The sequence below is a fragment of the Mycolicibacterium iranicum genome, from assembly GCF_014190915.1.
Classification (GTDB): domain Bacteria; phylum Actinomycetota; class Actinomycetes; order Mycobacteriales; family Mycobacteriaceae; genus Mycobacterium; species Mycobacterium iranicum_B.
The window spans coordinates 211,573-235,612 of record NZ_JACHVU010000007.1 but is presented as its reverse complement, the minus strand read 5'-3'; the positions used below and the strand labels follow the sequence as shown (position 1 = coordinate 235,612).

The window sequence follows — 24,040 nt, the reverse complement described above, 5'->3', positions numbered from 1 at the left end:
CATGTACGACATGCCAGAAGAGATCGACGTCCGCGCCGAAGGCGGTCTGCGCATCATCACGCTCAACCGTCCCGACGCGCTCAACGCCGTCAACGACGCGTTGCATGTCGGGCTGGCGCGGATCTGGGAGGCACTGAACGAGGACGTCGGCGCACGCGCCGCGGTGATCACCGGCGCGGGGCGGGCCTTCTCGGCCGGCGGTGACTTCAACTACCTCGACGAACTCCGACGCGATGAGGCGTTGCGGCAGAAGACGATCAAGCACGGCCGCGATCTGGTCATCGGCATGGTGCGCTGCCGCATCCCGGTCATCGCCGCGGTGAACGGCCCGGCGGTGGGGCTGGGCTGCAGCCTCGCGGCGCTGTCGGACATCGTCTACATGGCCGAGACCGCGCACTTCGCCGACCCGCACGTCCAGATCGGGCTGGTCGCCGCTGACGGCGGTCCGCTGGTGTGGGGTTCGCAGATCAGCCTGCTGCAGGCCAAGGAGTTCGCGCTGACCGGTGTGCGCATCAAGGCGCCCCGCGCTCTGGAGCTCGGGCTGGCCAATCACGTTGTCGCGGAACCGGTCACCGATGCGATCGCGTGCGCCGAGAAGATCATGGCGCTCCCGCAGCAGGCCGTCGAGGCCACCAAGCGGTTGATGAACATCCAGCTCGAGCGCTCGGTGATGGCGTCATTGGACTATGCCAACCTCGCCGAATACGTGTCGTTCGGGACGGCGGACTTCAACAAGATCGTCGACGGCCTGATCGCCAAGAACTGACTGGCCCCTTTGCACTACACCTTGCACTGGGAACCTTGCACTGGGAACCTTGCACCGCGAGCGCGCGGGTCTGCACAGCGGCGCGCCGTTGCAGGTGGCATTTGGCGCGCGCTCGCGACGCCGCGACCGCGCTGAAAAGTACGGACGGTGCGGCGTGTCGGCGTGCAGACACGCGCGCTCGCGGTGCAGGCCGGTGCAGGCCCGCAGAGCAGCCTCGCGGTGCAGGCCTAGCGAGCGAGTTCCTCGGAGCGCTGGATCGTGCCGGTGATGCCCGAAGCGTTCTGCCCGGCAAGGAAAACCGCAGCGTCGCCCATGGCCTCTGGGGGCTCGACCATCTCGGGTGGGATCTGCATGCCTGCGCCGCCGGCCTGCCAGCCTTCGGTGAGGACGACCCGTGACGGGCTGAGGCAATTCACTGCGATGTTGTCAGTACGCAGATCGGCGGCCAACCCCAGATAGAGCCGCTCGGTCGCCGCCTTCGACACCCAGTAGGCGTTCGCGCCGTGGTCGGTCATCGCCACGCCCGTCGTGGTGATCGCGATCAGAGACCCGCCACCGCGGGCGCGCACGTGGGGGATCGCGGCCTTCGTCACGAGGAACACCCCCGTAGTGTTGACGTCGAGGCACAGCTGCCAACGCTTCAACGGCGTCGATTCGACGGGCCCCAGCCACAGCACGCCAGCGTTCGCGACCAGGATGTCGAGGCCGCCGAACTCGGCGACCGTGGTGGCCACCGCGGCGTCGACGGACTCTTCGTCGGTGACGTCGCACACGACGGGGAGAGCCCGCCCGCCGTCGGCGGTGATGCGTTGGGCCACCGAGCCGATGGTGCCTGGGAGCCTGCCCTCGTGCTCGGACCGAGCCGCGACGGCGACGTTCGCGCCGGCGCGTGCCAGCGCCGCCGCGACGGTGGCGCCGATACCGCGGCTGGCGCCGGCGACGAACGCCGTCTTGCCCGCGAGGGTCACTTCCCGGTCATTTCGGGGGGAACCGCAGCGCTCCGTCGAGGCGGATGATCTCGCCGTTGAGGTAGTCGTTCTCGATGATGCTCTGCGCCAGGCGCGCGTATTCCGTGGAGCGGCCCATGCGCTTCGGAAACGGCACCTGCGGTCCCCAGTACTGTTCGAGCTGGTCGGCGGCCTTGCCGTAGGCGGGCGTGTTGATGGTGCCCGGCGCGATGGTCACGACGCGGATTCCCAACGGGGACAGGTCACGTGCGGCCACCAGCGTCATGCCGAGGACCCCGCCTTTGGCGGCCGAGTACGGCAGCTGGCCGATCTGCCCCTCGTAGCCTGCGATCGAGGCGGTGTTGACGATGACACCGCGGGCGCCCTCGTCGAGCGGATCGGTCTTGGCGATCGCCGCCGCCGAGAGCCGCAGCACGTTGAAGACAGCGGTCAGGTAGAACTCGATCGTCTTCTTGAATCCCTCGAGGTCCAGCGGCGACCCGTCCTTGCCGATCAGGCGACCACCGCTGGCGGGGCCGCCGTGGGTGTCGACCGAGATCCGCAGCGGGGCCAGGGCTTCCGCCTCCGCGATGGCGGCGTTGACCGACTCCTCGCTCGTCGCGTCGGTGCGCACGTACCGAACGCCGAGTTCGGATTCCAGTTGCTTGCCCTTGTCGTCGGCGAGGTCGGCGACCACGACCTTGGCGCCGGCGCTCACCAGCCGTCGCACTGTCGCTTCGCCGAGTCCGCCGGCCCCACCGACGACCAGGGCTGAGTTTCCGGCGATATCCATGGACCCTCCTTGAAACTGTGGCTCTCTTGCACAGAGAATAACATTCTCGATATCGGAACGGCCGGCCGCACAGGAGGGGAATCGCCTGCGTAATCTGTCTGAGGTGACCATCGACGAGCTCATCGACGCTGCTCGCGGCGGGTCACCGCGCGCGACCGGCCGACTGCTCAGTTTCGTGGAGAGCGCGCGCCGCAGCGAGGTGCTCGCCGCCCTGGCCGCCGTGGACCCCGCCCGGGTGGTCGGCATCACCGGACCGCCGGGCGCGGGCAAGTCCACCACGGTCGGTGCGCTCGTGGGCGCCTACCGCGCCACCGGTATGAAGGTCGCGGTGCTGGCGGTCGACCCGTCGTCGCCGTACAGCGGCGGGGCGCTGCTGGGTGATCGAATCCGAATGTCCGCGCACATCAACGATCCCGACGTCCTGATCCGCTCGGTGGCAACGCGTGGCCACCTCGGCGGTCTCGCCGCGGCGGTGCCCGCTGCGATCCGGCTGCTGTCGGCCCTCGGGTACGACGTGATCATTTTGGAGACGGTCGGGGTCGGGCAGTCCGAGATCGAGATCGCCGCGGTCGCCGATCCGACGGTGGTGGTCCTCAACCCGGGTGCCGGCGACGCGGTGCAGGCGGCCAAAGCGGGGCTGCTCGAGGTCGCCGACATCGTCGTGGTGAACAAGGCGGACCGCGACGGCGCCGATCAGACGGTGCGCGACCTGCGGGCCGAGACCGCGGTGCCGATCCTCAAACTCGTTGCCGCACAAGGGGTGGGACTGGCCGAACTGGTCGAGGTGATCGACGCCCACCACCGGGCCGACAGCGCGGATCGCCGGACGGCACGGGCGCGCTCGCAGATCCTGTCGCTGGCGCAGACGCTGCTGCGCACCCACCCTGAGCTGGACCGGTTGGCGGCGTCGGTCGCCGACGGCGGTCAGGACGCCTACACCGCCGCCGAACGGCTCTTCGTCGTCGACGCGGAGTCGTCGGCCGGGAGGTCGAGCATCCGCCGCGACATCTGAAGAAGTTGTGCGCGTAAGGTTTCGGCGTCGAGGTCCGCGACCAGCGGGTGCATGACCGCCACGCTGATGGCACTCGACAGCATCGCGGCGTGCACCCGGGCCTCCACCCCCGCCTCGGTGCCTAGGAGCGCGGCGTAGAGCCGTTCGACGAACCGCTGGAACGGCTCGTGCTCTGCCTGCAGACGGATGATGACCGGATCGAACTGCAGCACGCTGACCACCCCGCGCCGCTCGATCGCCTGATCCAGCATCCGGTTGAGCAGGATCTCGCGCGACCGGACGCCGTGGCCCTGCGCCTCGGCAGCCTCGACGGCATCCTCGAGCCGGCTCAACTCCCGCTCGGTGATCGCGATGACGATCTCTTCTTTCGTCTTGAACTGCCGGTACACCGCGGCCTTGGTGACCCCCATCGCATCGGCGATCATCTGCAGGGACGTACCGCTGACACCGAATTCGGCGATGAGTTTGAGCGCCGCGTCCAACACGCGGGTCTGGGCCGCCGTGCGCGCGATCGCCCCGAACCTCTCCGGTGTGGTCACACCGACGAGGGTAGCCGACCCCACCACCGTGGGTTGCCGATCGGCTACCGAGGCGAACCCGTCAAGACAGCGACGTTCCGGTGGCCGCGGTGTAGCCCGCGCGGTAGCCGAACACCATGGCCGGACCGATGGTGCCCCCCGCCCCGCCGTAGGCCTTGCCGGTGGCGCCCGCCATCGCGTTGCCGGCTGCGAAAAGCCCGGTGATCGCGGTCCCGTTGACGTGCAGCACCCGGCCGTCGCGATCGGTGCGTGGGCCACCCTTGGTGCCCATGGCGCCGACGGAGACCGGCACGGCGTAGTACGGTGCCGTGTCGATCGGGCCGAGGGTCCGGCCCGCGGCGGTCGATGCTTTGTCGTCACCCCAGTACCCGTCGTATGCGCTTGCGCCACGGCCGAATTCGGGGTCCTGCTCGTCGGCGACGTTCGTGTTCCACGCAGCGAGCGTGGCCGCGAGCCCCTGCGGGTCGATGCCGGTCTTCTCGCCGAGTTCGTCGAGGTCGGCCGACTGGCAGAACCAGTCCGGGATGGGTCCGTCCGGGTCGACGCCGAGAAAGCCGTAGTGCTTGAGGTGCAGCGAGTCGAAGACGATCCACGCCGGGTCGTTCGCATACCCGAGCTTGGGGTCCAGGAAGTGGAACGGCCCGGCCATCGAGTTGTATTCGCCGGCCTCGTTCAGGAACCGCCTACCCGCACGGTTGACGATGATGCTGCGTGGCCGCGTGCGCTCGAGTCGCACGCTGCGGCTGCGCGGATGCCCGTCGAAGGTGTCGCCGGGAATCTGCACGATCGGCACCCACCACGCCTCGCCCATGTTGGCGAGGTCGGCGCCGTGGGCCATGGCCATGCGCAGCCCGTCGCCGGTGTTGTTCGGCGGGGACACCGCGCCCCGCATCGGTCCGCGCAGGTAGGCCTCGACGAGGCGGCGGTCCCACTCGAAACCGCCGGTGCCCAGGATGACGCCCCTGTGCGCACGCACCCGGATCTCGTTGTCACCCTGGCGGATCAGAACGCCGGTGATCCCCAGGGCATCGGCGATCAGATCCGTCGCCCGGGCCCCGGTGTGCGGCGTGACGCCGTGGTCGAGCAGACCCTTCAGCAGACCGGCGATCAACGCCGTTCCCGCGACGCAGAAGTCGCCGGACTCGCTGTCGACGGAGGCATGGATGCGGGCGCGGGTCTCGGCGTCGATTCCGACGTTGCTGAAGTCTGCGGGGAACGCCGAGATCCTGTCGCTCCATTCGCCGAGCAGCGACAGGTCGAACGGTTTGGCGTTCAGGGACCGTCCGCCGCCCGGCTTGCCGCCGGGCAGCTCGGGTTTGTAGTCGGGGAAGCCGGCGGCCACCTCGAACACCAGATCGCTGTGCGCCTCGACGAAGTCGAGCATCGCAGCACCGGTGCTCACGAACGTCTCGACCAGCTCGTCGTCCATGAACCCCAGCGACTGCGCGCGCAGGTAGGCCATGGCGTCATCGGGGGTCAGGTCACCGTCGGCGGACCGCTCGTGGGCGGGGATCCAGACGATCCCGCCCGACACCGCGGTCGTGCCGCCGATCGTCGACGCCTTCTCGTACACCTCGACGGTGGCGCCGTTGACGGCGGCGGCCAGCGCCGCGGTCAGACCCGCGCCTCCGCTGCCGAGCACGACGACATCGACCTCGTGGTCCCAGTCGGTCACCGCTGTCTCCTTCCTGCGTCAGCTCAGAATCGCCGACAATTCATTGGCTGCCTTGATCACCGAGTCCCGTCCGTCCAGGACGACGTCCTCACGGTGGGAGATCAGGTTGATGCACGTGGGGGGTGACGGTGGCCGGCGCCGGACGGGCACGGCCAGGCCGTAGGTGTTGGGTTCGACCTCCCCGTGGGTGATGACCCATCCCTGCTGGCGCGCCTGGCGGACCAGGTCCCGCTCGCCTGGCCGCGGGGGCATGCTGGCGAGCAGGGCGATTCCGGCCGCGCCGCGGTCCAGTGGATAGCGGCTGCCCTCATGGAAAGCCAACTGGTAGTAGACGTTGCTGGGCACCATCACCGCCACAGCGACCTGCTGATCGCCCTCGGCGACCAGCAGTGACACCGTGGTGCCGAGTTCGTCGGCCAGACCACGCAGCGTGGGCACGCACAGCTGGCGGACGTTGTTGTCGAACGATGCGCCCAGGACCGCCAGTGCCGCCGCGGAACGGTAGCGACCGTCCTCTCCCTTGGCCACGAACCGGTACTGGGCCAGTGTGCTGAGCAGGCGGTACGCGATGGTGCGGTGCACACCGATGTCCTCGGCCACCTGGGCCACGGTCAGGCCTGTCGGAGCGTTGGCCACCAACTGTAGGGCGTTGAGTCCGCGGGCCAGGGTCTGCGATCCGGGGGCGCCGGAACCCGACTGCGTGCTTCCGGGATCAGCCATGGAGACCTTCCTTGACAGACGCTGTCGCGAGAGTGATGCTCTGACTATAGTGCACATGGATGTGCGATAAGTGAGCAAAGTGCTTACAAAAAATGAGAATACGATTCTCGCGGCTGGGTTTCAACGCCTCCCGGGAAGGAGTGCAGTGGTGACGGAGTTCGAGAGCGTGTGGAGCGACCTGCAGGGCGTCGCGTTCTCGCAGGGCTACCTCGATGCCGGCGGCGTCCGCACCCGCTATCTGCACGCCGGCGACCCGGCCAAGCCCGCGCTGGTGTTCCTGCACGGGTCCGGCGGTCACGCCGAGGCGTATGTCCGCAACCTGGAGGCGCACGCCGAGCACTTCTCCACCTGGTCGATCGACATGCTGGGTCACGGCTACACCGACAAGCCCGGTCACCCGCTCGAAATACCGCACTACGTCAGACATCTCGTCGACTTTCTCGATGCGATCGACGCGCCGCGCGCCTACATCAGCGGCGAATCGCTCGGAGGCTGGGTCGCGGCACGGATCGCCGCGGATCATCCTGACCGCGTCGAGCGCCTCGTGCTCAACACGGCCGGTGGATCGCAGGCCGACCCGGAGGTGATGAAGCGCATCATCACCCTGTCGATGGCGGCCGCCGAGAACCCGACATGGGAGACGGTTCAGGCCCGCATCAAATGGCTGATGGCGGACAAGTCGAAGGACTACGACGACATCGTGGCCAGCCGGCAACGCGTCTACCAGCAACCGGGCTTCGCCGATGCCATGCGCGACATCATGGCGCTGCAGGACCCGCAGATCCGTGCCCGAAACCTTCTCGGCGCAGCCGAATACGGCTCGATCACCGCGCCCACCCTGGTGGTCTGGACCAGCGACGACCCGACGGCCGATGTCGAGGAGGGCCGCCGGATCGCCTCGATGATCCCCGGGGCGCGCTTCGAGGTGATGCCTGGCTGCGGGCACTGGCCTCAGTACGAGGATCCCAAGACCTTCGACAGGCTGCATCTGGATTTCCTGCTGGGGCGCGCATGACGGTGGGCAACCCCGGCGGCCCCGGCGCCAAGGAGGACGACGCTGCCAAAGCCGACCCCGGCGCTCGGGACGCCTATGACGTGGTCATCGTCGGCGCCGGGCCCGCCGGTCTGACTCTGGCGAACATCCTTGGCCTGCAAGGTGTCTCGACGCTGGTGGTCGACGAGCGCGACAAGCTCATCGACTACCCGCGCGGGGTCGGCCTGGACGACGAATCGCTGCGCACGTTCCAGTCGATCGGCCTGGTCGACCGCGTCCTGCCGCACACGGTGCCGAACCAGATCCTGCGCTTCTTCGATGCCAAGCGGAACCTCCTCGCCGAGATGGCGCCGCCGGACGCGCGGTTCGGCTGGCCGAAGCGCAACGGCTTCGTCCAACCCATGGTCGACGCCGAACTCTTCGGCGGGCTGGACCGATTCGACAATGTCGAGGTGCGGTTCGGTCACCGGATGCACACGTGTACCGAGTCCGGGGACGGTGTCGTCGTCGAGTTCGACGGCGGCCAGGCCGCGGTCTCGGCCCGCTACGTGGTCGGCTGCGACGGCGGACGCAGCGCGACGCGACGGCTGATGGGCGTCTCGTTCGACGGGACGACCTCCTCGACGCGCTGGCTGGTGGTCGACATCGCCAACGACCCGCTGGGGCACCCGAACAGCGAGGTCGGCGCAGATCCGCGGCGGCCCTACGTCTCCATCTCCATCGCCCACGGCATCCGGCGATTCGAGTTCATGATCCACCCCGACGAGTCCGACGAAGAGGCCGACGACCCGGCTTTCGTGCGAAGGATGCTCTCGCAACTCATTCCGTATCCCGAACGCGTCGACATGATCCGGCACCGGGTCTACACCCACCACTCCAGGATCGCCGGGTCGTTCCGCGAGGGCCGTTTCCTGCTGGCCGGCGACGCCGCGCACCTGATGCCCGTCTGGCAGGGCCAGGGCTACAACAGCGGAATCCGCGATGCGGCCAACCTCGGCTGGAAGCTGGCCGCTGTGGTCACCGGCAAGGCCGGTGACGCCCTACTGGACACCTACGACGTGGAACGGCGCAAGCACGCGCGGGCCATGATCGACCTGTCGACGATGGTCGGCCGCGTCATCTCTCCGACCAACAGGCGGGTGGCCGCGCTCCGGGACCGGGTGATCCACGCCGCGTCGGTGGTGCCCTCCCTGAAACGGTATGTGCTGGAGATGCGGTTCAAGCCGATGCCGCGCTATCAGCAGGGTGCGGTGCACCACGGCGAGGGGGCCGCGGCGAACTCGCCGACGGGAACACTGTTCATCCAGCCCCGCGTGGACACTCGCGATGCCCAGAACGTACTCCTCGACGAGGTCCTCGGAACCGGCTTCGCCGTGCTGTGCTGGAGCAACAACCTGCGCGCGGTCCTGGGTGACGAGGTGTTCGATCGCTGGAAGGCATTGGGCGCCAAGTTCGTCGAGGCGCGGCCGATGACGCAGCTGAGCTGGCCCGGGCACGACGACCCGGATGTCGTCGTGGTCGGCGACCGGACCGGTGCCCTCAAGTCGTGGTTCGACGTCCACACCGACTCCGTGGTCTTCGTGCGCCCCGACCGCTGCATCGCCGGGGCGTGCATCGCCCAGCGCGCCCCCGAGGTGTCGTCGGCGCTCTTCGACGCGCTGCACATCGTCTCGACCTTCGAGGAAGGAGGATCGGATTCTCATGGCCGACAGCCAGATAGCGCTGTGCTGCATGTCGCACAGCCCGCTGCTGAACCTTCCGGGACCGTCGCGGGAACTTCTTGACGACATCGACCGGGCTCTGACGGACGCGAGGGATTTCGTCGCCGACTTCGATCCCGAACTGGTCGTGACGTTTTCACCCGATCACTACAACGGGTTCTTCTACCGGGCGATGCCGCCGTTCTGCATCGGTACCGCGGCCGACGGGGTCGGCGACTACGGCACCCATCAGGGCCCGCTCGACGTGCCGGCAGACCTCGCCACCGAGTGTGCGCGCGCGGTCCTCGACTCCGACATCGACGTGGCCATCTCGGCCGCGATGGACGTCGACCACGGCACCGTTCAGCCGTTGCAGAACCTCTTCGGGGAGGCCACGGCCAAGCCGGTCATCCCGATCTTCATCAATTCGGTCGCCACGCCGCTGGGACCGATGCGTCGGGTCCGCGGGCTCGGCGCCGCCGTCGGCGCCTATCTGGCCACGCTGGGCAAGCGGGTCCTCGTCATCGGCTCGGGCGGGCTCTCGCACGACCCGCCCGTGCCGACACTGGCAACAGCGCCGCCCGCGGCACTGGACCGCATCGTGCGGGGTGTGCCGATGACCACGGAACAGCGGCAGGCCCGCCAGACGGCGGTGATCGAGGCCGCCCGTGAGTTCGCCACCGGCCAGGGCAGACTCGCGCCGCTGAACCCCGAGTGGGACCGCGCGTTCCTCGACATGGTCGACACCGGCAGGCTCGCCGAGGTCGACGCCTGGGACAACGAGTGGGTCGCGCAGCAGGCCGGTAATTCCGCGCACGAGGTCAGAACCTGGGTGGCCGCCTTCGCGGCGCTGGCCGCTCAGGGCAGCTATGAAACCGGCAGCCGGTTCTACCGTGCCGCACCTGAGTTGATCGCCGGTTTCGCCGTCCGAACGGCGGTGTGTACGTGACGTCCCCGACTGATCAACCCTTCGACCACGTCACCGATGTCCTGGTCATCGGCTCCGGCGGCGGCGGGATGACGGCGGCGCTGGCCGCCGACGCGGCAGGTCTGGACACCCTGGTGGTCGAGAAGTCGGCCCGGTTCGGTGGCTCGACGGCGCTGTCCGGCGGCGGGATCTGGGTGCCGGGTGCGCCGTCACAGCGCAGGGAGGGGCACGTCCCCGACCCTGACGAGGTCTTCACCTATCTCAAGCAGATCACCGACGGTCTGGTCAGTGACGCACGCCTGCGCACGTACGTCGACGCCGCGCCGGAGATGATGGACTTCCTGGAAAAGCGGAGTCGCTGGCTGGAATTCGTGTGGAAACCCGGCTATGCGGACTACTACCCGGAGCTGCCGGGCGGGTCCGCGCTGGGAAGCACCATCAATGTGCCGGAGATCGACCTGCGCGCTCTCGGCGAGGAGGAGCAGAACCTACTGGCTCCGCTCGCGCTCGCGCCCAAGGGAATCTGGTTCGCGCCGAAGGACCTGCGGTTGTTCTACCAGGTTCGGCAATCGTGGCGTGGCAAAGCCGTTCTGCTGAAGCTGATCTGGCGGATGTTCCGGGCCCGGGTGTTCGGTGACCGGATGGCCGCGATCGGGCAGTCCCTGGCAGCCAGGCTCCGGTTGGCGATGAAGGAACAGGACATCCCGCTCTGGCTGGATGCGCCGATGACCGAGCTGATCACCGACACCGACGGCCCCGACGGGCGCGTGATCGGCGCCGTCGTCGAGAAGGACGGCCGCGCGGTCCGCATCGGGGCCCGCGGCGGCGTCATCCTGGCCAGTGGCGGCTTCGACCATGACATGCAGTGGCGGTTGCAGCACCTTCCCGAGCTCGCGCGGGTGCGGGAGCTCTCCGGGCCGGACAAGGACTGGAGTTTCGGCAACCCGGCGGCGACCGGGGATGGCATCAGGGCCGGCGAAAAAGTCGGGGCGGCCACCGAATTGCTCGACGAAGCGTGGTGGTTCCCGGCGATCTGCTGGCCCGACGGGCGGCTTCAGTTCATGCTCAACGAACGGATGATGCCGGCGCAGTTCATCGTCAACGGCGAGGGCAAGCGGTTCATCAACGAGGCAGCGCCGTACATGGACTTCGCGCACGCCATGATCGAGGGCGAGCGCACCGGGGTGAGACACATTCCGTGCTGGCTGATCACCGACATCCGTTCCTTCCACCGCTACGTCGTGGGCGGGCACCTGCCGATACCGAAGGTGCCGTTCGCCCCGGTGCCGACAGGCGGGAAGGTGCCGGCGGCGTGGCTGGAGTCGGGCGTGGTCAAGACCGGTCAGACGTGGGAGGAACTCGCCCGCGAGATCGGCGTGCCCGGCGCCGCGCTGCGCCACACTGCGGAGCGGTTCAACGAACTGGCCCGGACCGGCCACGACGATGACTTCGACCGCGGCGACAGTGCTTACGACAACTACTACGGCGATCAGACGCTGCCCAACCCCAACCTGTACCCCCTGGGCAAGCCGCCGTATTACGCGTTCCAGATCATCCTGGGTGACCTCGGCACGTCGGGCGGTCTGCGCACCGACGAGTTCGCCCAGGTGCTGCGCGCGGACGACACCGTGATCGACGGTCTCTATGCGGTCGGCAACGCGTCGGCCGCCGTGATGGGCCGCAGCTACGCCGGTGCGGGCGCGACCATCGGCCCGGCCATGGCCTTCGGTTACGTCGCCGCACGCCACATCGCCGAGATGACCTCGACGGACAACCACTCATCAGCCATCGAAAGCCCCGGATCTTCAAGGAGGTAAAGCAGTGAAGATTTCTCTGTTCTACGAATTCCCGTTGCCACGGCCGTGGTCGGAGGACGACGAACACCAGTTGTTCCAGCACGGACTCGACGAGGTCGAGGCGGCCGACAAGGCCGGCTTCTCCACGGTGTGGCTCACCGAGCACCACTTCCTGGAGGAGTACTGCCACTCCACCGCCCCGGAGATGTTCCTGGCCGCGGCAAGCCAGCGCACCAAGGACATTCGGCTCGGGTTCGGTGTCATGCACCTGCCGCCGCCGATCAACCACCCCGCGCGTATCGCGGAGCGGGTGGCCACCCTCGATCACCTGTCCAACGGCCGCGTGGAGTTCGGCACCGGCGAGGGGTCTTCGGTCGCGGAGCTGGGCGGCTTCAACATCGATCCGGCGGACAAGCGCGCGCAGTGGGAGGAGGCGCTTGAGGTCTCGATCCGCTGCATGACCGAGGCGCCGTTCACCGGCTTCAAAGGCGAGCACGTCGAAATGCCCGCCCGCAACGTGATCCCCAAGCCCCTGCAGCAGCCGCACCCGCCCGTGTGGGTCGCGTGCACCAGGCCGTCCTCGGTGCAGATGGCGGCCCAGAAGGCCATCGGCGCACTGAGTTTCGCCTACACCGGTCCCGAAGCGTTGAAGGACCGTGTGGACGGCTACTACCGGGAGTTCGAGGAGAAGGGCACGCCGATCACCCCGGCGATCAACCCGAATCTGCTCGCCATCGGCGGCGACCTGTCGATGATGGTCGCGAAGTCCGACGAGGAGGCGCTCAAGCGGCTCGGGATCGGCGGCGGCTTCTTCTCCTTCGGGATCATGCACTACTACCTGACGGGTATGCACACCCCGGGCCGCACCGGCGTGTGGGAACTCTACGAGAAGGCCGTCAAGGAAGACCCCACCCTTGCGTACGGCCCCGGCCGCGGCGCCATCGGGTCGCCGGACACGGTCCGGGAGTTCCTGCGCGGCTACGAGGCCAGCGGTGTCGACGAGATCATCCTGCTGCTCAACCCGCGCAGCCACGAGGGCACCATGGAGTCGATCGAGATCATGGGCAAGGAGATCCTGCCCGAGTTCATCGAGCGCGACCAGAAAGCGGTCAAGGACAAGGCCAAGCGACTGGAGCCGGTCATCGAGAAGGTCGAGGCGCGGCGCCAGTCCTGGGACGCACCGCTGTTCGACGAGACGTACTCCTTCGGCGGACTTCCGACGGGCCGCGGCGGCAAGTTCACCGCGGGCGAGATCCCCGAGGCCATGGCCGAGATCAATGAGGGACGCGTGAAAGCCGCGCAGCAGGAGAAGCAGGCCAAGGCGGTCAAAGAAGCTTCGGGCTAACGTGAGCGCACTCGACGAGTTGGTGCGCTACGACGGCAGGCATGTCGTGGTCACCGGCTGTGCCTCGGGAATCGGCGCGCAGGCGGCGCGTCAGCTGCACCAGCTGGGCGCCCGGGTCACAGGGCTGGATGTGCGAGCCCCTCAGGACACGTCGTTTCTGGGCGGGTTCCTCGAGATCGACCTGGCCGACCCGCACAGCGTCGATGCGGCGGCCCGGGGCGTCGGCGGCGACGTCGACGCGGTGTTCAACGTCGCGGGCGTGTCCTCCGGCATCGGCGATCCCGTGCTCGTGATGCGGATCAACTTCCTCGGGACGCGGCAGTTCACCGAATCGTTGATCGAGAAGGTCACGCCGGGTGGCTCGATCACGAACGTGTCGTCCCTGGCGGCGTCGGGTTATCGGGAGAACGCCCGCACCACCGCGGGGCTGCTCGCCACCACCTCGGTGGAGGACGGACTGCGTTGGTGCGCCGATCATCCCGAGGCGCTCGCCGACGGTGGCTACCGACAGTCCAAGGAGGCGATCATCCTCTACGGCATGAACCGGGCCGCGGACCTGGGCGCCCGGGGCATCCGGATCAACTGCACCGCACCGGGGGTCACCGAGACGCCCATCCTCGATCAGCTGCGGTCGAAGTACGGTCAGCAGTACCTGGATTCCTTCACCGCGCCCCTCGGCCGGGTGTCGAACGCCGAGGAACAGGCGGCGACACTCGTCTTCCTCGGCAGTGCGGCGGCAGGGTATGTCACCGGCCAGGTGTTGTGGACCGACGGCGGGATCCTCGCGCAGCGGATCGCCGCCGAGGTGCTCGACAACGTCTCGCACGGGAAGTGAGAGGAGCTCCACATCATGACCGGCACCATGGAAGACTTCCGCAATGCCGCCGAAGAGGTCCGCAACTGGGGACGGTGGGGTGACGCCGACGAGCTCGGCACACTGAATTTCATCACTGCCGAGAAGGTCGCCGAGGCGGCCCGCCTGGTCACCCAGGGGAAGGTCATCTCCCTGGGGGGTGACTTCAGCGCGGGCGGCCCGCAGGGGGCGTTCAAGTTCCGGCAGAACCCCGTGCACGTGATGACCGTGGACGGCGGTGACGCGTCCACGCTCGTCGAGTACGGCCCGCGATGGTTGCGCAACGCGGTGGCCTCCGATGTGAGTGCCTTCTTCGCCGACAACATCTTCCGATTCAACGACGACCTGATCGTCATGCCGCTGCAGGCCGCCACCCAGTGGGATGCGATGTCGCATGTCTACTACGAGGACAAGCTGTACAACGGTTTCCCGGCCGACTCGGTGACGAGCTTCGGCGCGTTCCATCTCGGAATCGAGAAGGTCGCTTCCAAGGGAATCACCTCCCGCGGCGTGCTGCTCGATGTGGTGGCCCACCGGGGCGCCGACATGTTCTGTGAACCCGGAACCCCGATCACCCCCGACGAACTCGACGAGATCGTCACCCGCCAGAACGTCGAGATCCGTTCGGGCGACGTCGTCGTGGTGCACACCGGGTGGTGGACCCGGTTCCTGGCCACCGGCGACGGGGCCGAAGCCGGCTCCGGACTGCACTGGACGTGCGCCTCCTGGCTGCACCACCACGAGGTCGCCGCGGTCGCGGCCGACAACTTGATGGTGGAGGACCCGGACCCCGCCCACGGCGTCGAAGGAACCTTCCTGCCCATGCACATGCTGTGCCTGCGTGACATGGGTCTGATGCTCGGTGAGTACTGGGACCTCGGGCCGCTGGCCGCGGATTGCGCGGCCGACGGCATCTACGAATTTCAGCTCGTCGCACCGCCGTTGAAGGTGGTCGGTGCGGTCGGCGCACCTGTCAGTCCGATTGCGATCAAGTGAGTGGTGAAGTGACCAGTACCCGACAACCGTTCATCGTCGGCCTCGGCGGTACCCTGCGTGCGAACTCCTCGACCGAGCGCGCGTTGCGCTACTGCCTGACAGCGGTCGAGAAACAGGGTGGCCGCACCCGGCTGTTCGCCGCCGAGGACATCGACCTGCCGATGTACGCCCCCCACGAGCTGGAGCGGACCCCGCGCGCGCTCGAACTCGTCAAGACCCTGCGCGACGCCGACGCCGTCGTCGTCGGATCCCCGGGTTACCACGGTGCGGTCTCGGGTCTGGTCAAGAACGCCCTCGACTACATCGAGGATCTGCGCGAAGATCCGCGGGTCTATCTCGACAACACCCCGTGGGGGTGTATCAGCTGCGCGTACGGATGGCAGGCGGCGGTGGGGACACTCACGCAGTTACGCAGCATCGGGCACGCGCTGCGCGCGTGGCCCACACCCCTGGGCGTGGCCATCAACTCTGCCGACCCGATCTGGGACCCGTCCGGGGAGCTCGCCGACACAGATCAGGGCAAGGCGGTGGCCAATCAGCTCGAACTGCTGGCCACCCAGGTGCTGGCTTTCGCCCAGACGAACAGGGAAACGGCGTGATTTGCGCCGGCACGAGGTAGGGCAGTGGTGCCAGAAGCCAAGACCGTGCGGGTCGACGGCCTTGTCACCGGCTATCTCGAAACGGGCCAGGGCGATCCGGTGGTGCTGCTGCACGGCGGCGAGTTCGGTGCCAGTGCCCGCATCGGCTGGGAGAACACCATCGACGCGCTCGCCGGCCGCCACCGCGTGCTCGCCCCCGACATGCTCGGCTTCGGGGATTCGGCCAAAGTGGTGGATTTCACCGACGGGCGCGGCATGCGGATCCGGCACATCGCGCGCTTCTGCGAGGTGATGGGCGTGGAGGCCGCGCATTTCGTCGGGAATTCGATGGGGGCGATCAACCTGCTGGTCGACCAGACCTCGACGGCCCCGGTACTCCCGGTGCGCAGTCTGGTCACGATCTGCGGTGGCGGCGAGATCCAGCGCAACGAGCACGTCGACGCGCTGTACGACTACGACGCGACCCTCGACGGGATGCGGCGGATCGTCACCGCGTTGTTCGCCGACCCGTCGTATCCGGCCGACGAGGCGTACGTCCAGCGCCGGTATGAGTCGAGCATTGCCCCGGGGGCGTGGGAGTCGTTGGCCGCGGCGCGTTTTCGCCGACCCGGACTCGAGCCGCCTGCGTCGCCCAGCAGTGCGCGCGCCTACGACCGCATCACCGCGCCGACGCTGGTCGTCGAGGGCGACGCCGACAAGCTGCTGCCCGACGGCTGGGCCGCCGAGATCGCGGGCCGGATACCCCACGGTCGATCGGCGGTCATCGCCGGCGCAGGCCACTGCCCGCAGATCGAGCAGCCCGACGCCGTCAACACTCTGTTGCTGGACTTCTTCGAAGGGATCGCCCCATGACCGAACTCGACGGCAAAGTCGCCATCGTCACCGGCGGCTCGTCCGGAATCGGGCGCGGCATCGCCGCGCGGTTCGCCGCCGAGGGTGCCCGGGTCGTGATCGCCGACGTGCGTGACGACCTCGGCGAAGCGTTTGCCGCGGAACTGAACTCGGCGGGCGCCAAGACGATCTACCGACACACCGACGTCGGCGTACAGTCCGAGGTGGCCGAACTCGTGGACACCGCGGTCGCCACCTTCGGGGGCCTGGACGTGATGGTGAACAACGCCGGCATCTCCAGCCCGCTACGCAAGGGCCTGTTCCACGAGGACCTTGAGGAGTTCGACCGTGTCATGCGTGTCAATCTCCTCGGCGTCATGGCCGGCACCCGGGATGCCGCCCGTCACATGTCCGAACACGGCGGCGGTTCGATCATCAATCTCGGGTCGATCGGGGGCATCCAGGCGGGCGGAGGCGTCTCGACCTACCGCGCGTCCAAGGCTGCCATCATCCATTTCACCAAATGCGCGGCGATCGAACTCGCCCACTACGAGGTACGGGTCAACTGCCTTGCCCCGGGCAACATCCCGACTCCGATCCTGGCGTCCTCGGCCACCGACGAGGACCGCGAGAAGCTCGAGCGGTTCGAGGCGAGGATCCGCCAGCAGATGCGCGACGACCGGCCCTTGAAGCGGGAGGGCACCGCCGACGACGTCGCCGAGGCGGCGCTCTACCTCGCCACCGACCGCTCGCGCTATGTCACCGGCACTGTGCTGCCGATCGACGGCGGCACCACCGCGGGCAAGGTGATCGTCCGGAAGTCCACGACGGACGACCCCTCGCGGTGACCTTTTTAAATCAGTCGCTTGACTTAGGGCGTGTGACGGGCTTCACTATGGAGGTGATGACTGCCAGGACGGTCCGCGCCGACCGCGCCACCACGACCCAAGAGGCGATCCTGAAGGCCGCCGAGCGGCTGTACGCCGAGCATGGTGTGTACGCCGTATCGAACCGGCAGGTGAGTGAGGCTGCCGGCCAGGGGAACAACGCCGCGGTCGGCTACCACTTCGGCACCAAGACCGATCTGGTCCGCGCGATCGAACAGAAGCACCGCGCGTCCATCGAACTCCTGCAGGAGCGCATGGTGGCTGCCACCGGCGACTCGGCAGAGCTGCGGGATTGGATCACCTGCCTGGTGTGTTCGCTCACCGAGCACCTCGCGCAGCTCGGCAACCCGACGTGGTACGCGCGGTTCGCCGCCCAGGCTCTCGCCGACCCCGCCTATCAGAGGGTGGTGGTGAAGGACGCGCTCGCATCGCCATCGCTGGTGCGGGTGGTCGACGGCATCACCCGGTGCCTGCCCGACCTGCCGATGGCCGTCGTCACCGAGCGCAACATCATGGCCCGTAACCTCCTGGTGCACACCTGCGCCGACTTCGAACGCGCCTTCGCCGACGGCGCCGATCTGCCTCGGACAAGTTGGAGCGCAGTCGGATCCGGCTTGATCGACGCCATCATGGGACTCTGGCAGGCTCCGGTCACGGAGCTGCCCTGACATGAAGGTCACCGTCGATCAGGACAAATGTGTGTCCTCCGGGCAGTGCGTACTGAACGCCATGGAGGTGTTCGACCAGCGCGACGACGACGGCGTCGTCGAACTGCTCAATCCCGAGCCTGGGCCCGAGTACGCCCAGGAGACCCGAAACGCTGCGGCCGCCTGCCCCGCCCTGGCAATCCACATCGAGGAGTGATGGCACGTCATGACTGACACGCTTGCAGAACAGGCCGTCTCGGCCGCACCCGAATATCCGATGGAGCGCGAATCCGGCTGCCCGTTCGCCCCGCCGCGCCGCATGCTGGAGATGAACGAGACCAAACCCCTGTCGCGGGTGCGGATCTGGAACGGGACGACCCCGTGGCTGATCACCGGCCACGAGGTCGCGCGGACCCTGTTCGCCGATCCCCGGGTCAGCGTCGACGACCGCCGCGACGGCTTCCCGCACTGGAACGAACACATGCTCTCGACGGTGAACAAGCGACCGCGCTCGGTGTTCACCTCCGATGCCGAGGAGCACACCCGGTTCCGCAGGATGCTGTCGAAGCCGTTCACGTTCCGCCGCGTCGAGGCCCTGCGGCCGGTGATCCAGGAGGTCACCAACGAGTGCATCGACGAGATCCTGGCCGGTCCCCAGCCGGCCGACATGGTCGCCAAACTCGCGCTGCCGGTACCCACCCGCGTGATCAGCGACATGCTCGGCGTGCCCTACGAGGACCACGAGTTCTTCCAGCACCACGCCAACGTGGGTCTCGCGCGGTACGCCACCGCCGAGGACGGTCAGAAGGGTGCGATGAGCCTGCACCAATATCTGATCAACCTCGTCGAGCAGAAGATGCAGAACCCGGCCGAGGATGCGGTGTCCGACCTCGCCGAACGCGTCAACGCCGGCGAGATCAGCGTCAAAGAGGCCGCCCAGCTGGGCACCGGATTGCTGATCGCCGGGCACGAGACGACCGCCAACATGATCGGCATCGGGATCTGTGCCCTCCTGGAGAACCCCGATCAGGCTGCGCTGCTGCGGGATTCCGATGATCCGAAGTTCATCGCCAATGCTGTCGAAGAGCTCATGCGGTACCTGTCGATCATCCAGAACGGACAGCGGCGGGTCGCGATCGAGGACATCGAGATCGCCGGCGAAACCATCCGGGCCGGCGAGGGCATCATCCTGGACCTGGCACCGGCCAACTGGGATGCCGCCGCCTACCCGCAGCCCGACAAACTGGACCTGACCCGCGACGCCGGCCAGCAGCTCGGGTTCGGCTACGGCCGCCACCAATGCGTCGGGCAGCAACTGGCCCGCGCCGAATTGCAGATCGTGTTCCACACGCTGCTGCGACGCATCCCCACCATGAAACTCGCGATCCCGTTCGACGAGGTCCCGTTCAAACACGACCGTCTCGCCTACGGCGTCTACGAACTTCCCGTCACCTGGTAGCAGCCCGAACCTCACGTCGTACAGCCCGATTGGAGACCGACATGTCCACTGCAACAGCCACCCTGTATCCGCCCGAGGGATTCGGTGCGCCGAAAAACCGGCAGGGCCACTCGACCGGCGGGGTCGCCGGGCTTCCCGAGGACACCGAGATCTTCTCGGCCGACAACCACATCTCGGTCGCCGAGGACATCTTCTACGAGCGCTTCCCCGAGGAGCTCAAAGGCGCGGCCCCGCGCATCTGGTACGAGGACGGCGCGTACATGGTGGGGATGAAGGGGAAGGCCTGGACCGGCGGGGATTTCGGGCGCGTGCTGATGCAGTACGACGACCTGGCAGGTGCCGCCTCCAACAACATCGAGGCCCGGATCCGGGAGCTCAAAGAGGACGGCATCGACAAGGAGCTGGCGTTCCCCAACGCCGTGCTGGCCCTGTTCCACTATCCGGACAAGAGCCTGCGCGAGCGGGTGTTCCGCATCTACAACGAGCACATCGCCGACCTGCAGGAGCGTTCCAAAGGACACTTCTACGGCGTCGGGCTGATCAACTGGTGGGACCCCAAGGGCACCCGCAGCACCCTCGAAGAGCTGAAGTCGCTGGGTCTCAAGACATTCCTGCTGCCGCTCAATCCCGGGAAGGACGACGACGGCAACATCTACGACTACGGCAGCACCGCGATGGACGCCGTCTGGGACGAGATCGAGGCATCCGGCATCCCCGTGAGCCACCACATCGGGGAGACACCGCCGAAGACGCCGTGCCAGAACAACAGCGTCGTGGTCGGCATGATGGTCAACGTCGACTCGTTCCGCGAACAATTCGCCAAGTATGTGTTCTCCGGGATCCTGGACCGGCACCCGTCACTGAAGGTGGGCTGGTTCGAAGGCGGGATCGCCTGGGTGCCGACCGCACTGCAGGACGCCGAGCACATGCTGGCTTCCTACCGGCACATGTTCAACCACGAGCTCCAGCACGACGTGCGGCACTACTGGGCCAACCACATGAGCGCCTCGTTCATGGTGGACCCGCTGGGCCTGCAGCTGATCGACCGCATCGGTGTCGACAACGTGATGTGGTCGTCGGACTACCCCCACAACGAGAGCACGTTCGGCTACTCGGAGAAGTCGCTGGCCTCGGTCGTCGAGGCCGTCGGCCCGGAGGCTGCCGAGAAGATCGTCAGCAACAACGTCAAGAAATTCCTGGGAATCGCATGACCACATCCACCCAACCCGGCGTCACGCGGATCGCGCGGACCGGGTACACGTGGTTGGACATCCCCGCCGAACCCGATCTGGACCGGATGCGCAGGGAGGCAGGCGCGCGCCTGCACGCCGCGATGGCCGAGCAGGGCGTCGATGCCCTCGTGTTGCTGGGCAACGGAAACGTCATGTACGCCACCGGCATCAGTTGGCCGCTGGCCGACGCGGGCCTGTCGCATGTGGAGCGGCCGGTGGCGGTCGTCCTGGCCGACGACGAACACCCGCATCTCTTCCTGCCCTTCCGCGAAGGTGCGGCCATGGAGTCGGGTGTGCCCGATGACCACCTGCACGGCCCGGTCTATCTGGAGTTCGACGAGGGCGTCGCGGAATTCGCGGCCATTCTGGCCCGCCTGATCCCCGCCGGCGCCTCGATCGCCACCGATGAACTGACCGGGGCGATGCGGCGGGCCGGCAGTGCGTTGTTCCCCAGCGCGCCGGTGGATGCCGCGGCCGTGGTCGGCGCGGCGAAGCTGGTCAAGACGATCGACCAGATCGCATGCGTCCGACGGGCCTGTCAGATCACCGAACAGGCCATCGCCGAGATCCAGAAATCGCTCGCGCCGGGTGCACGGCAGATCGACCTGTCCGCCGAATTCGTGCGCCGCACCTTCGAACTCGGCGCCACCACCAACATGTTCGACTCCATCTGGCAGGTGATGCCCGCGTCCAAGGCCGACGGCACCTGGACCACGACCGGCGACCTGGCGCTACCTCTGCTGACGACCGAACGGGAGATCCAGCAGGGCGATGTGCTGTGGACCGATGTGTCCATCGCCTACCAGGGTTACTGCTCCGATCACGGGCGCACCTGGATCGTCGGACAGGAACCGACCCCCGCCCAGCAGAGGCAGTTCGCGAAGTGGGCCGGCATCGTCGACGCGGTGCTGTCGGTGACCAAGGCCGGTGCGACGTGCGGCGACCTGGGGCGCGCGGCGACCGCGGCCGCAGGCGGCGAGAAGCCCTGGCTGCCCCACTTCTATCTGGGGCACGGCATCGGGACGAGCGCGGCCGAGATGCCGATGATCGGCACCGATCTCGGCCAACAGTGGGACGACAACTTCGTCTTCCCGGCCGGGATGCTGCTGGTGTTCGAGCCCGTGGTCTGGGAGGACGGCACCGGGGGCTACCGCGGTGAGGAGATCGTGGTGGTCACCGAGGACGGCTGGATGCCGCTGACCGATTATCCGTACGACCCCTACGAGGTGCCCAGTGGGAACTGAGATCGAGGCCGACGACCGGGCGCTGCGCTACAGCCGCCGGGAACGTGCGCTGGCGCAGATGGAAGCACACGACCTGGACATGCTCGTGCTCGGACGGCAGGCCAACGTCCGCTACATCTCGGGCGCCCCGCAGCTGTGGGTGGTGGGAACCCGTCCGTTCGGGCCCATCTGTGAATTCGTGCGGGCCACCGGGGAGATCCACCTCAACAGCACGTGGGATGAGGGGATTCCGGACGAGATCCCGCACGAGAACCTGTACGGATTCGCCTGGAACCCGATGACCCTGGTCGGCATCCTGAAGAACATCGAGGGAGCCGAGTCGATGCGCAGGGTCGGAACAGACGCTCTGACACCGACATTCGCCAAGCTGCTGCCGATGGCCTTCCCGAATGCGGAGCTGATCGACGCCGAGCAGGCCATGCAGGCTGCCCGCCGGATCAAGACACCGGAGGAGGTGCAGGCGCTGCGTCGTGCGCTGACCGTCGCCGAGGAGGGTCTGGCCGCGGGCGTGGCCGCGCTGGGGCCCGGGACGACGGAGCAGGCACTCGTCGGCGCCGTGCTCGAAGCCGAAGCCGCCGGCGGGGTCAGCACCCCGGCCACCCAGGATGCCGCCTGGGTGACGTCGAAAGAGCATCCGTGGCGGCGCGCCGACGGTGACGGACGCGTGCGTGACGGTGACCTGGTGGCCCTGTCGGCCGGGGTGCTCGCCGACGGATATGTCGCCGAGGTGGCCCGCACACTCTGTGTCGGGGAGCCGTCCGACGCGGTGCGCGCGGTGTACCGGCGCCGAGACGACCTGTGGGACAGGCTGCTCGAGGCCTGTCGGCCCGGCCTGCCCGCCAGCGGCCTGCTCGATGCCTACCAGCAGGCGGGTGAGCCGCTGCCGGCGATGCCCGTGGCACACGGCCTCGGGCTCGGGTTCGACCCGCCCGTGGTGTCGCCGAAGCTGCGGGCGACCGCCGACGCCGAGAAGATCGAGGAGTCCATGGTGCTCGCAGTCACCGCCTACGTGTGGGAGCAGGGGGTGGGTGCGGTGTTCACCCGCGACGCGGTGTTGATCACCGCCGACGGTCCCGAAATCCTTTCCACCGCTCCGGCTTACGAGGAGGCAGTCCATGGCTGAGCGGCCCAGCCCGGAGGAGATCATCCTCTACGAGAAAGATCCGAAGACCAAGATCGCGACCATCACGTTCAACAGGCCGGAGTTCCTCAACGCTCCGACGTCGCTGGCGCGACTGCGCTACGCCGACATCCTGCGGGCCGCCAATGCGGACAACGACGTCAAGGTGGTCATCATCCGCGGGGTCGGGGACAACCTCGGCAGCGGCGCTGACCTCCCGGAGTTCATGGAGGGCAACGACAACCCCGCGGTACGGTTGGCCGAACTGCGCCTGGAGGATGACGGCGTCGGCGAGGTCACCTATCCACCGAAGGGGACCTTCCGCAACGGAGCCACGATCAGCGCCTGGTATGCCAACTCCCAGGCGGGCAATCGAGCGCTGCAGGACTTCAAGAAGATCAGCATCGTCGAAGCCAAGGGTTACTGCTACGGATGGCACTTCTACCAGTGCGCCGACGCCGACCTCGTGATCTCCTCCGATGACGCGCTGTTCGGACATCCGTCCTTCCGGTACCACGGCTGGGGCCCGCGGATGTGGACCTGGGTGCAGATGATGGGTCTGCGCAAGTTCCAGGAGATGGTGTTCACAGGTCGCCCGTTCACGGCCGCCGAGATGTACGACTGCAACTTCCTGAACAAGGTGGTGGCCCGCGACCGATTGGAAGCCGAGGTCGACAAGTACGCGACCGCGTGCGCGCGGAACCGGCCGGTGGACACGGTGTTCCAGCAGAAGATGTTCTTCGAGGTGTTCAAGCAGCAGCAGGGCGAATACATGGGCAGCCTGCTCAGTGCGTTCTTCGAGTCGATGGGCAACGGTGTGGCCAACGACAGCGATGAGGACCTCGACATGTTCGAGTCGATCGACAGCGGCCTGGCCGCCGCGGTCAACGACAACGACAGCAAGTTCCCGCCCGAGTTCCGGTTGAGCAAGCGCAACCGAGCCAAGAACGACTAGGA

The 24,040-nt window shown here is 67.7% G+C and carries 24 protein-coding genes; 19 read left to right on the top strand and 5 right to left on the bottom strand.

The genetic code is table 11. The annotated features are described in order from the left end of the window. The first annotated feature begins 1 nt into the window (after position 1). Complete coding sequence (locus tag FHR72_RS17000; RefSeq protein WP_183470108.1) at positions 2 to 766, top strand: enoyl-CoA hydratase/isomerase family protein; 765 nt, start codon at positions 2 to 4, stop codon at positions 764 to 766. Positions 767 to 993: 227 nt separating this feature from the next. Here the strand turns inward: FHR72_RS17000 and FHR72_RS16995 are convergent, their stop codons facing one another. Together FHR72_RS16995 and FHR72_RS16990 are read right to left on the bottom strand one after the other, a co-directional pair. Next, complete coding sequence (locus FHR72_RS16995) at positions 994 to 1,734, bottom strand: SDR family oxidoreductase (protein WP_183470106.1); 741 nt, start codon at positions 1,732 to 1,734, stop codon at positions 994 to 996. A 7-nt stretch (positions 1,735 to 1,741) separates the two neighbouring features. Beyond that, entirely contained in the window at positions 1,742 to 2,506 is a 765-nt protein-coding gene (locus tag FHR72_RS16990; protein WP_183470104.1) for an SDR family NAD(P)-dependent oxidoreductase, read from the bottom strand. 103 nt (positions 2,507 to 2,609) lie between these two features. Here FHR72_RS16990 and meaB point away from each other — a divergent pair, with 103 nt between their 5' ends. Next, complete coding sequence (meaB, locus tag FHR72_RS16985) at positions 2,610 to 3,518, top strand: methylmalonyl Co-A mutase-associated GTPase MeaB (RefSeq protein ID WP_183470102.1); 909 nt, start codon at positions 2,610 to 2,612, stop codon at positions 3,516 to 3,518. Here meaB and FHR72_RS16980 read toward each other — a convergent pair. From FHR72_RS16980 to FHR72_RS16970, 3 genes are all read right to left on the bottom strand, one after another. Next, entirely contained in the window at positions 3,440 to 4,057 is a 618-nt protein-coding gene (locus FHR72_RS16980; protein ID WP_183470100.1) for a TetR/AcrR family transcriptional regulator, read from the bottom strand. The two genes, meaB and FHR72_RS16980, sit on opposite strands and share 79 nt — an antisense overlap. Positions 4,058 to 4,118: 61 nt before the next feature. Beyond that, the gene (locus tag FHR72_RS16975; RefSeq protein WP_183470098.1) at positions 4,119 to 5,732 is read right to left on the bottom strand and encodes an FAD-dependent oxidoreductase; all 1,614 of its coding nucleotides are present in this window, start codon (positions 5,730 to 5,732) and stop codon (positions 4,119 to 4,121) included. Positions 5,733 to 5,750: 18 nt separating this feature from the next. Continuing rightward, positions 5,751 to 6,452 carry an IclR family transcriptional regulator gene (locus FHR72_RS16970; protein WP_183470096.1) on the bottom strand — a complete coding sequence of 234 codons (702 nt, stop codon included), beginning with the start codon at positions 6,450 to 6,452 and terminating at the stop codon, positions 5,751 to 5,753. Positions 6,453 to 6,600: 148 nt separating this feature from the next. On the opposite strand from FHR72_RS16970, the gene FHR72_RS16965 reads away from it, so the two are divergent. The 17 genes from FHR72_RS16965 (at position 6,601) to FHR72_RS16885 (ending at position 24,038) form a co-directional block, all read left to right on the top strand. Then, positions 6,601 to 7,467, top strand: coding sequence for an alpha/beta fold hydrolase (locus FHR72_RS16965; protein ID WP_183470094.1), 867 nt, complete (start codon positions 6,601 to 6,603; stop codon positions 7,465 to 7,467). Further along, entirely contained in the window at positions 7,464 to 9,230 is a 1,767-nt protein-coding gene (locus tag FHR72_RS16960; RefSeq protein WP_183470092.1) for a bifunctional 3-(3-hydroxy-phenyl)propionate/3-hydroxycinnamic acid hydroxylase, read from the top strand. Before FHR72_RS16965 ends, FHR72_RS16960 begins: the two co-directional genes overlap by 4 nt. Then, a complete protein-coding gene (locus tag FHR72_RS16955) occupies positions 9,178 to 10,095 on the top strand; it encodes a 3-carboxyethylcatechol 2,3-dioxygenase (RefSeq protein ID WP_260156065.1) in 918 nt (305 codons plus the stop codon). The genes FHR72_RS16960 and FHR72_RS16955 overlap by 53 nt, the downstream gene beginning before the upstream one ends. Before the next feature lie 68 nt (positions 10,096 to 10,163). Continuing rightward, on the top strand, positions 10,164 to 11,891 hold the full coding sequence (locus FHR72_RS16950) for an FAD-binding protein (RefSeq protein ID WP_260156079.1): 1,728 nt from the start codon (positions 10,164 to 10,166) through the stop codon (positions 11,889 to 11,891). A gap of 4 nt (positions 11,892 to 11,895) precedes the next feature. Then, complete coding sequence (locus FHR72_RS16945) at positions 11,896 to 13,215, top strand: LLM class flavin-dependent oxidoreductase (protein ID WP_183470086.1); 1,320 nt, start codon at positions 11,896 to 11,898, stop codon at positions 13,213 to 13,215. Position 13,216: 1 nt separating this feature from the next. Continuing rightward, positions 13,217 to 14,050: a coniferyl-alcohol dehydrogenase gene (locus FHR72_RS16940; protein ID WP_183470084.1), complete on the top strand. Its 834-nt coding sequence runs from the start codon at positions 13,217 to 13,219 to the stop codon at positions 14,048 to 14,050. A 15-nt stretch (positions 14,051 to 14,065) separates the two neighbouring features. Next, on the top strand, positions 14,066 to 15,064 hold the full coding sequence (locus FHR72_RS16935; RefSeq protein WP_183470082.1) for a cyclase family protein: 999 nt from the start codon (positions 14,066 to 14,068) through the stop codon (positions 15,062 to 15,064). A gap of 8 nt (positions 15,065 to 15,072) precedes the next feature. Continuing rightward, positions 15,073 to 15,663: an NADPH-dependent FMN reductase gene (locus FHR72_RS16930; RefSeq protein WP_183470080.1), complete on the top strand. Its 591-nt coding sequence runs from the start codon at positions 15,073 to 15,075 to the stop codon at positions 15,661 to 15,663. 27 nt (positions 15,664 to 15,690) lie between these two features. Beyond that, positions 15,691 to 16,515, top strand: coding sequence for an alpha/beta fold hydrolase (locus tag FHR72_RS16925; RefSeq protein ID WP_183470079.1), 825 nt, complete (start codon positions 15,691 to 15,693; stop codon positions 16,513 to 16,515). Further along, positions 16,512 to 17,342, top strand: coding sequence for an SDR family NAD(P)-dependent oxidoreductase (locus tag FHR72_RS16920; protein ID WP_183470077.1), 831 nt, complete (start codon positions 16,512 to 16,514; stop codon positions 17,340 to 17,342). The genes FHR72_RS16925 and FHR72_RS16920 overlap by 4 nt, the downstream gene beginning before the upstream one ends. Positions 17,343 to 17,398: 56 nt before the next feature. Beyond that, the gene (locus tag FHR72_RS16915) at positions 17,399 to 18,049 is read left to right on the top strand and encodes a TetR/AcrR family transcriptional regulator (RefSeq protein ID WP_260156064.1); all 651 of its coding nucleotides are present in this window, start codon (positions 17,399 to 17,401) and stop codon (positions 18,047 to 18,049) included. 1 nt (position 18,050) lies between these two features. Continuing rightward, on the top strand, positions 18,051 to 18,245 hold the full coding sequence (locus tag FHR72_RS16910) for a ferredoxin (protein WP_183470075.1): 195 nt from the start codon (positions 18,051 to 18,053) through the stop codon (positions 18,243 to 18,245). A gap of 9 nt (positions 18,246 to 18,254) precedes the next feature. Next, positions 18,255 to 19,487, top strand: coding sequence for a cytochrome P450 (locus FHR72_RS16905; protein ID WP_183470073.1), 1,233 nt, complete (start codon positions 18,255 to 18,257; stop codon positions 19,485 to 19,487). Between the two features lie 41 nt (positions 19,488 to 19,528). Continuing rightward, a complete protein-coding gene (locus FHR72_RS16900) occupies positions 19,529 to 20,698 on the top strand; it encodes an amidohydrolase family protein (protein ID WP_183470071.1) in 1,170 nt (389 codons plus the stop codon). Then, the gene (locus FHR72_RS16895; protein ID WP_183470069.1) at positions 20,695 to 21,963 is read left to right on the top strand and encodes a M24 family metallopeptidase; all 1,269 of its coding nucleotides are present in this window, start codon (positions 20,695 to 20,697) and stop codon (positions 21,961 to 21,963) included. The genes FHR72_RS16900 and FHR72_RS16895 overlap by 4 nt, the downstream gene beginning before the upstream one ends. Further along, positions 21,953 to 23,086, top strand: coding sequence for a M24 family metallopeptidase (locus tag FHR72_RS16890; protein ID WP_183470067.1), 1,134 nt, complete (start codon positions 21,953 to 21,955; stop codon positions 23,084 to 23,086). Before FHR72_RS16895 ends, FHR72_RS16890 begins: the two co-directional genes overlap by 11 nt. Then, positions 23,079 to 24,038 carry an enoyl-CoA hydratase/isomerase family protein gene (locus FHR72_RS16885; RefSeq protein ID WP_183470065.1) on the top strand — a complete coding sequence of 320 codons (960 nt, stop codon included), beginning with the start codon at positions 23,079 to 23,081 and terminating at the stop codon, positions 24,036 to 24,038. The genes FHR72_RS16890 and FHR72_RS16885 overlap by 8 nt, the downstream gene beginning before the upstream one ends. Positions 24,039 to 24,040: the final 2 nt, after the last annotated feature.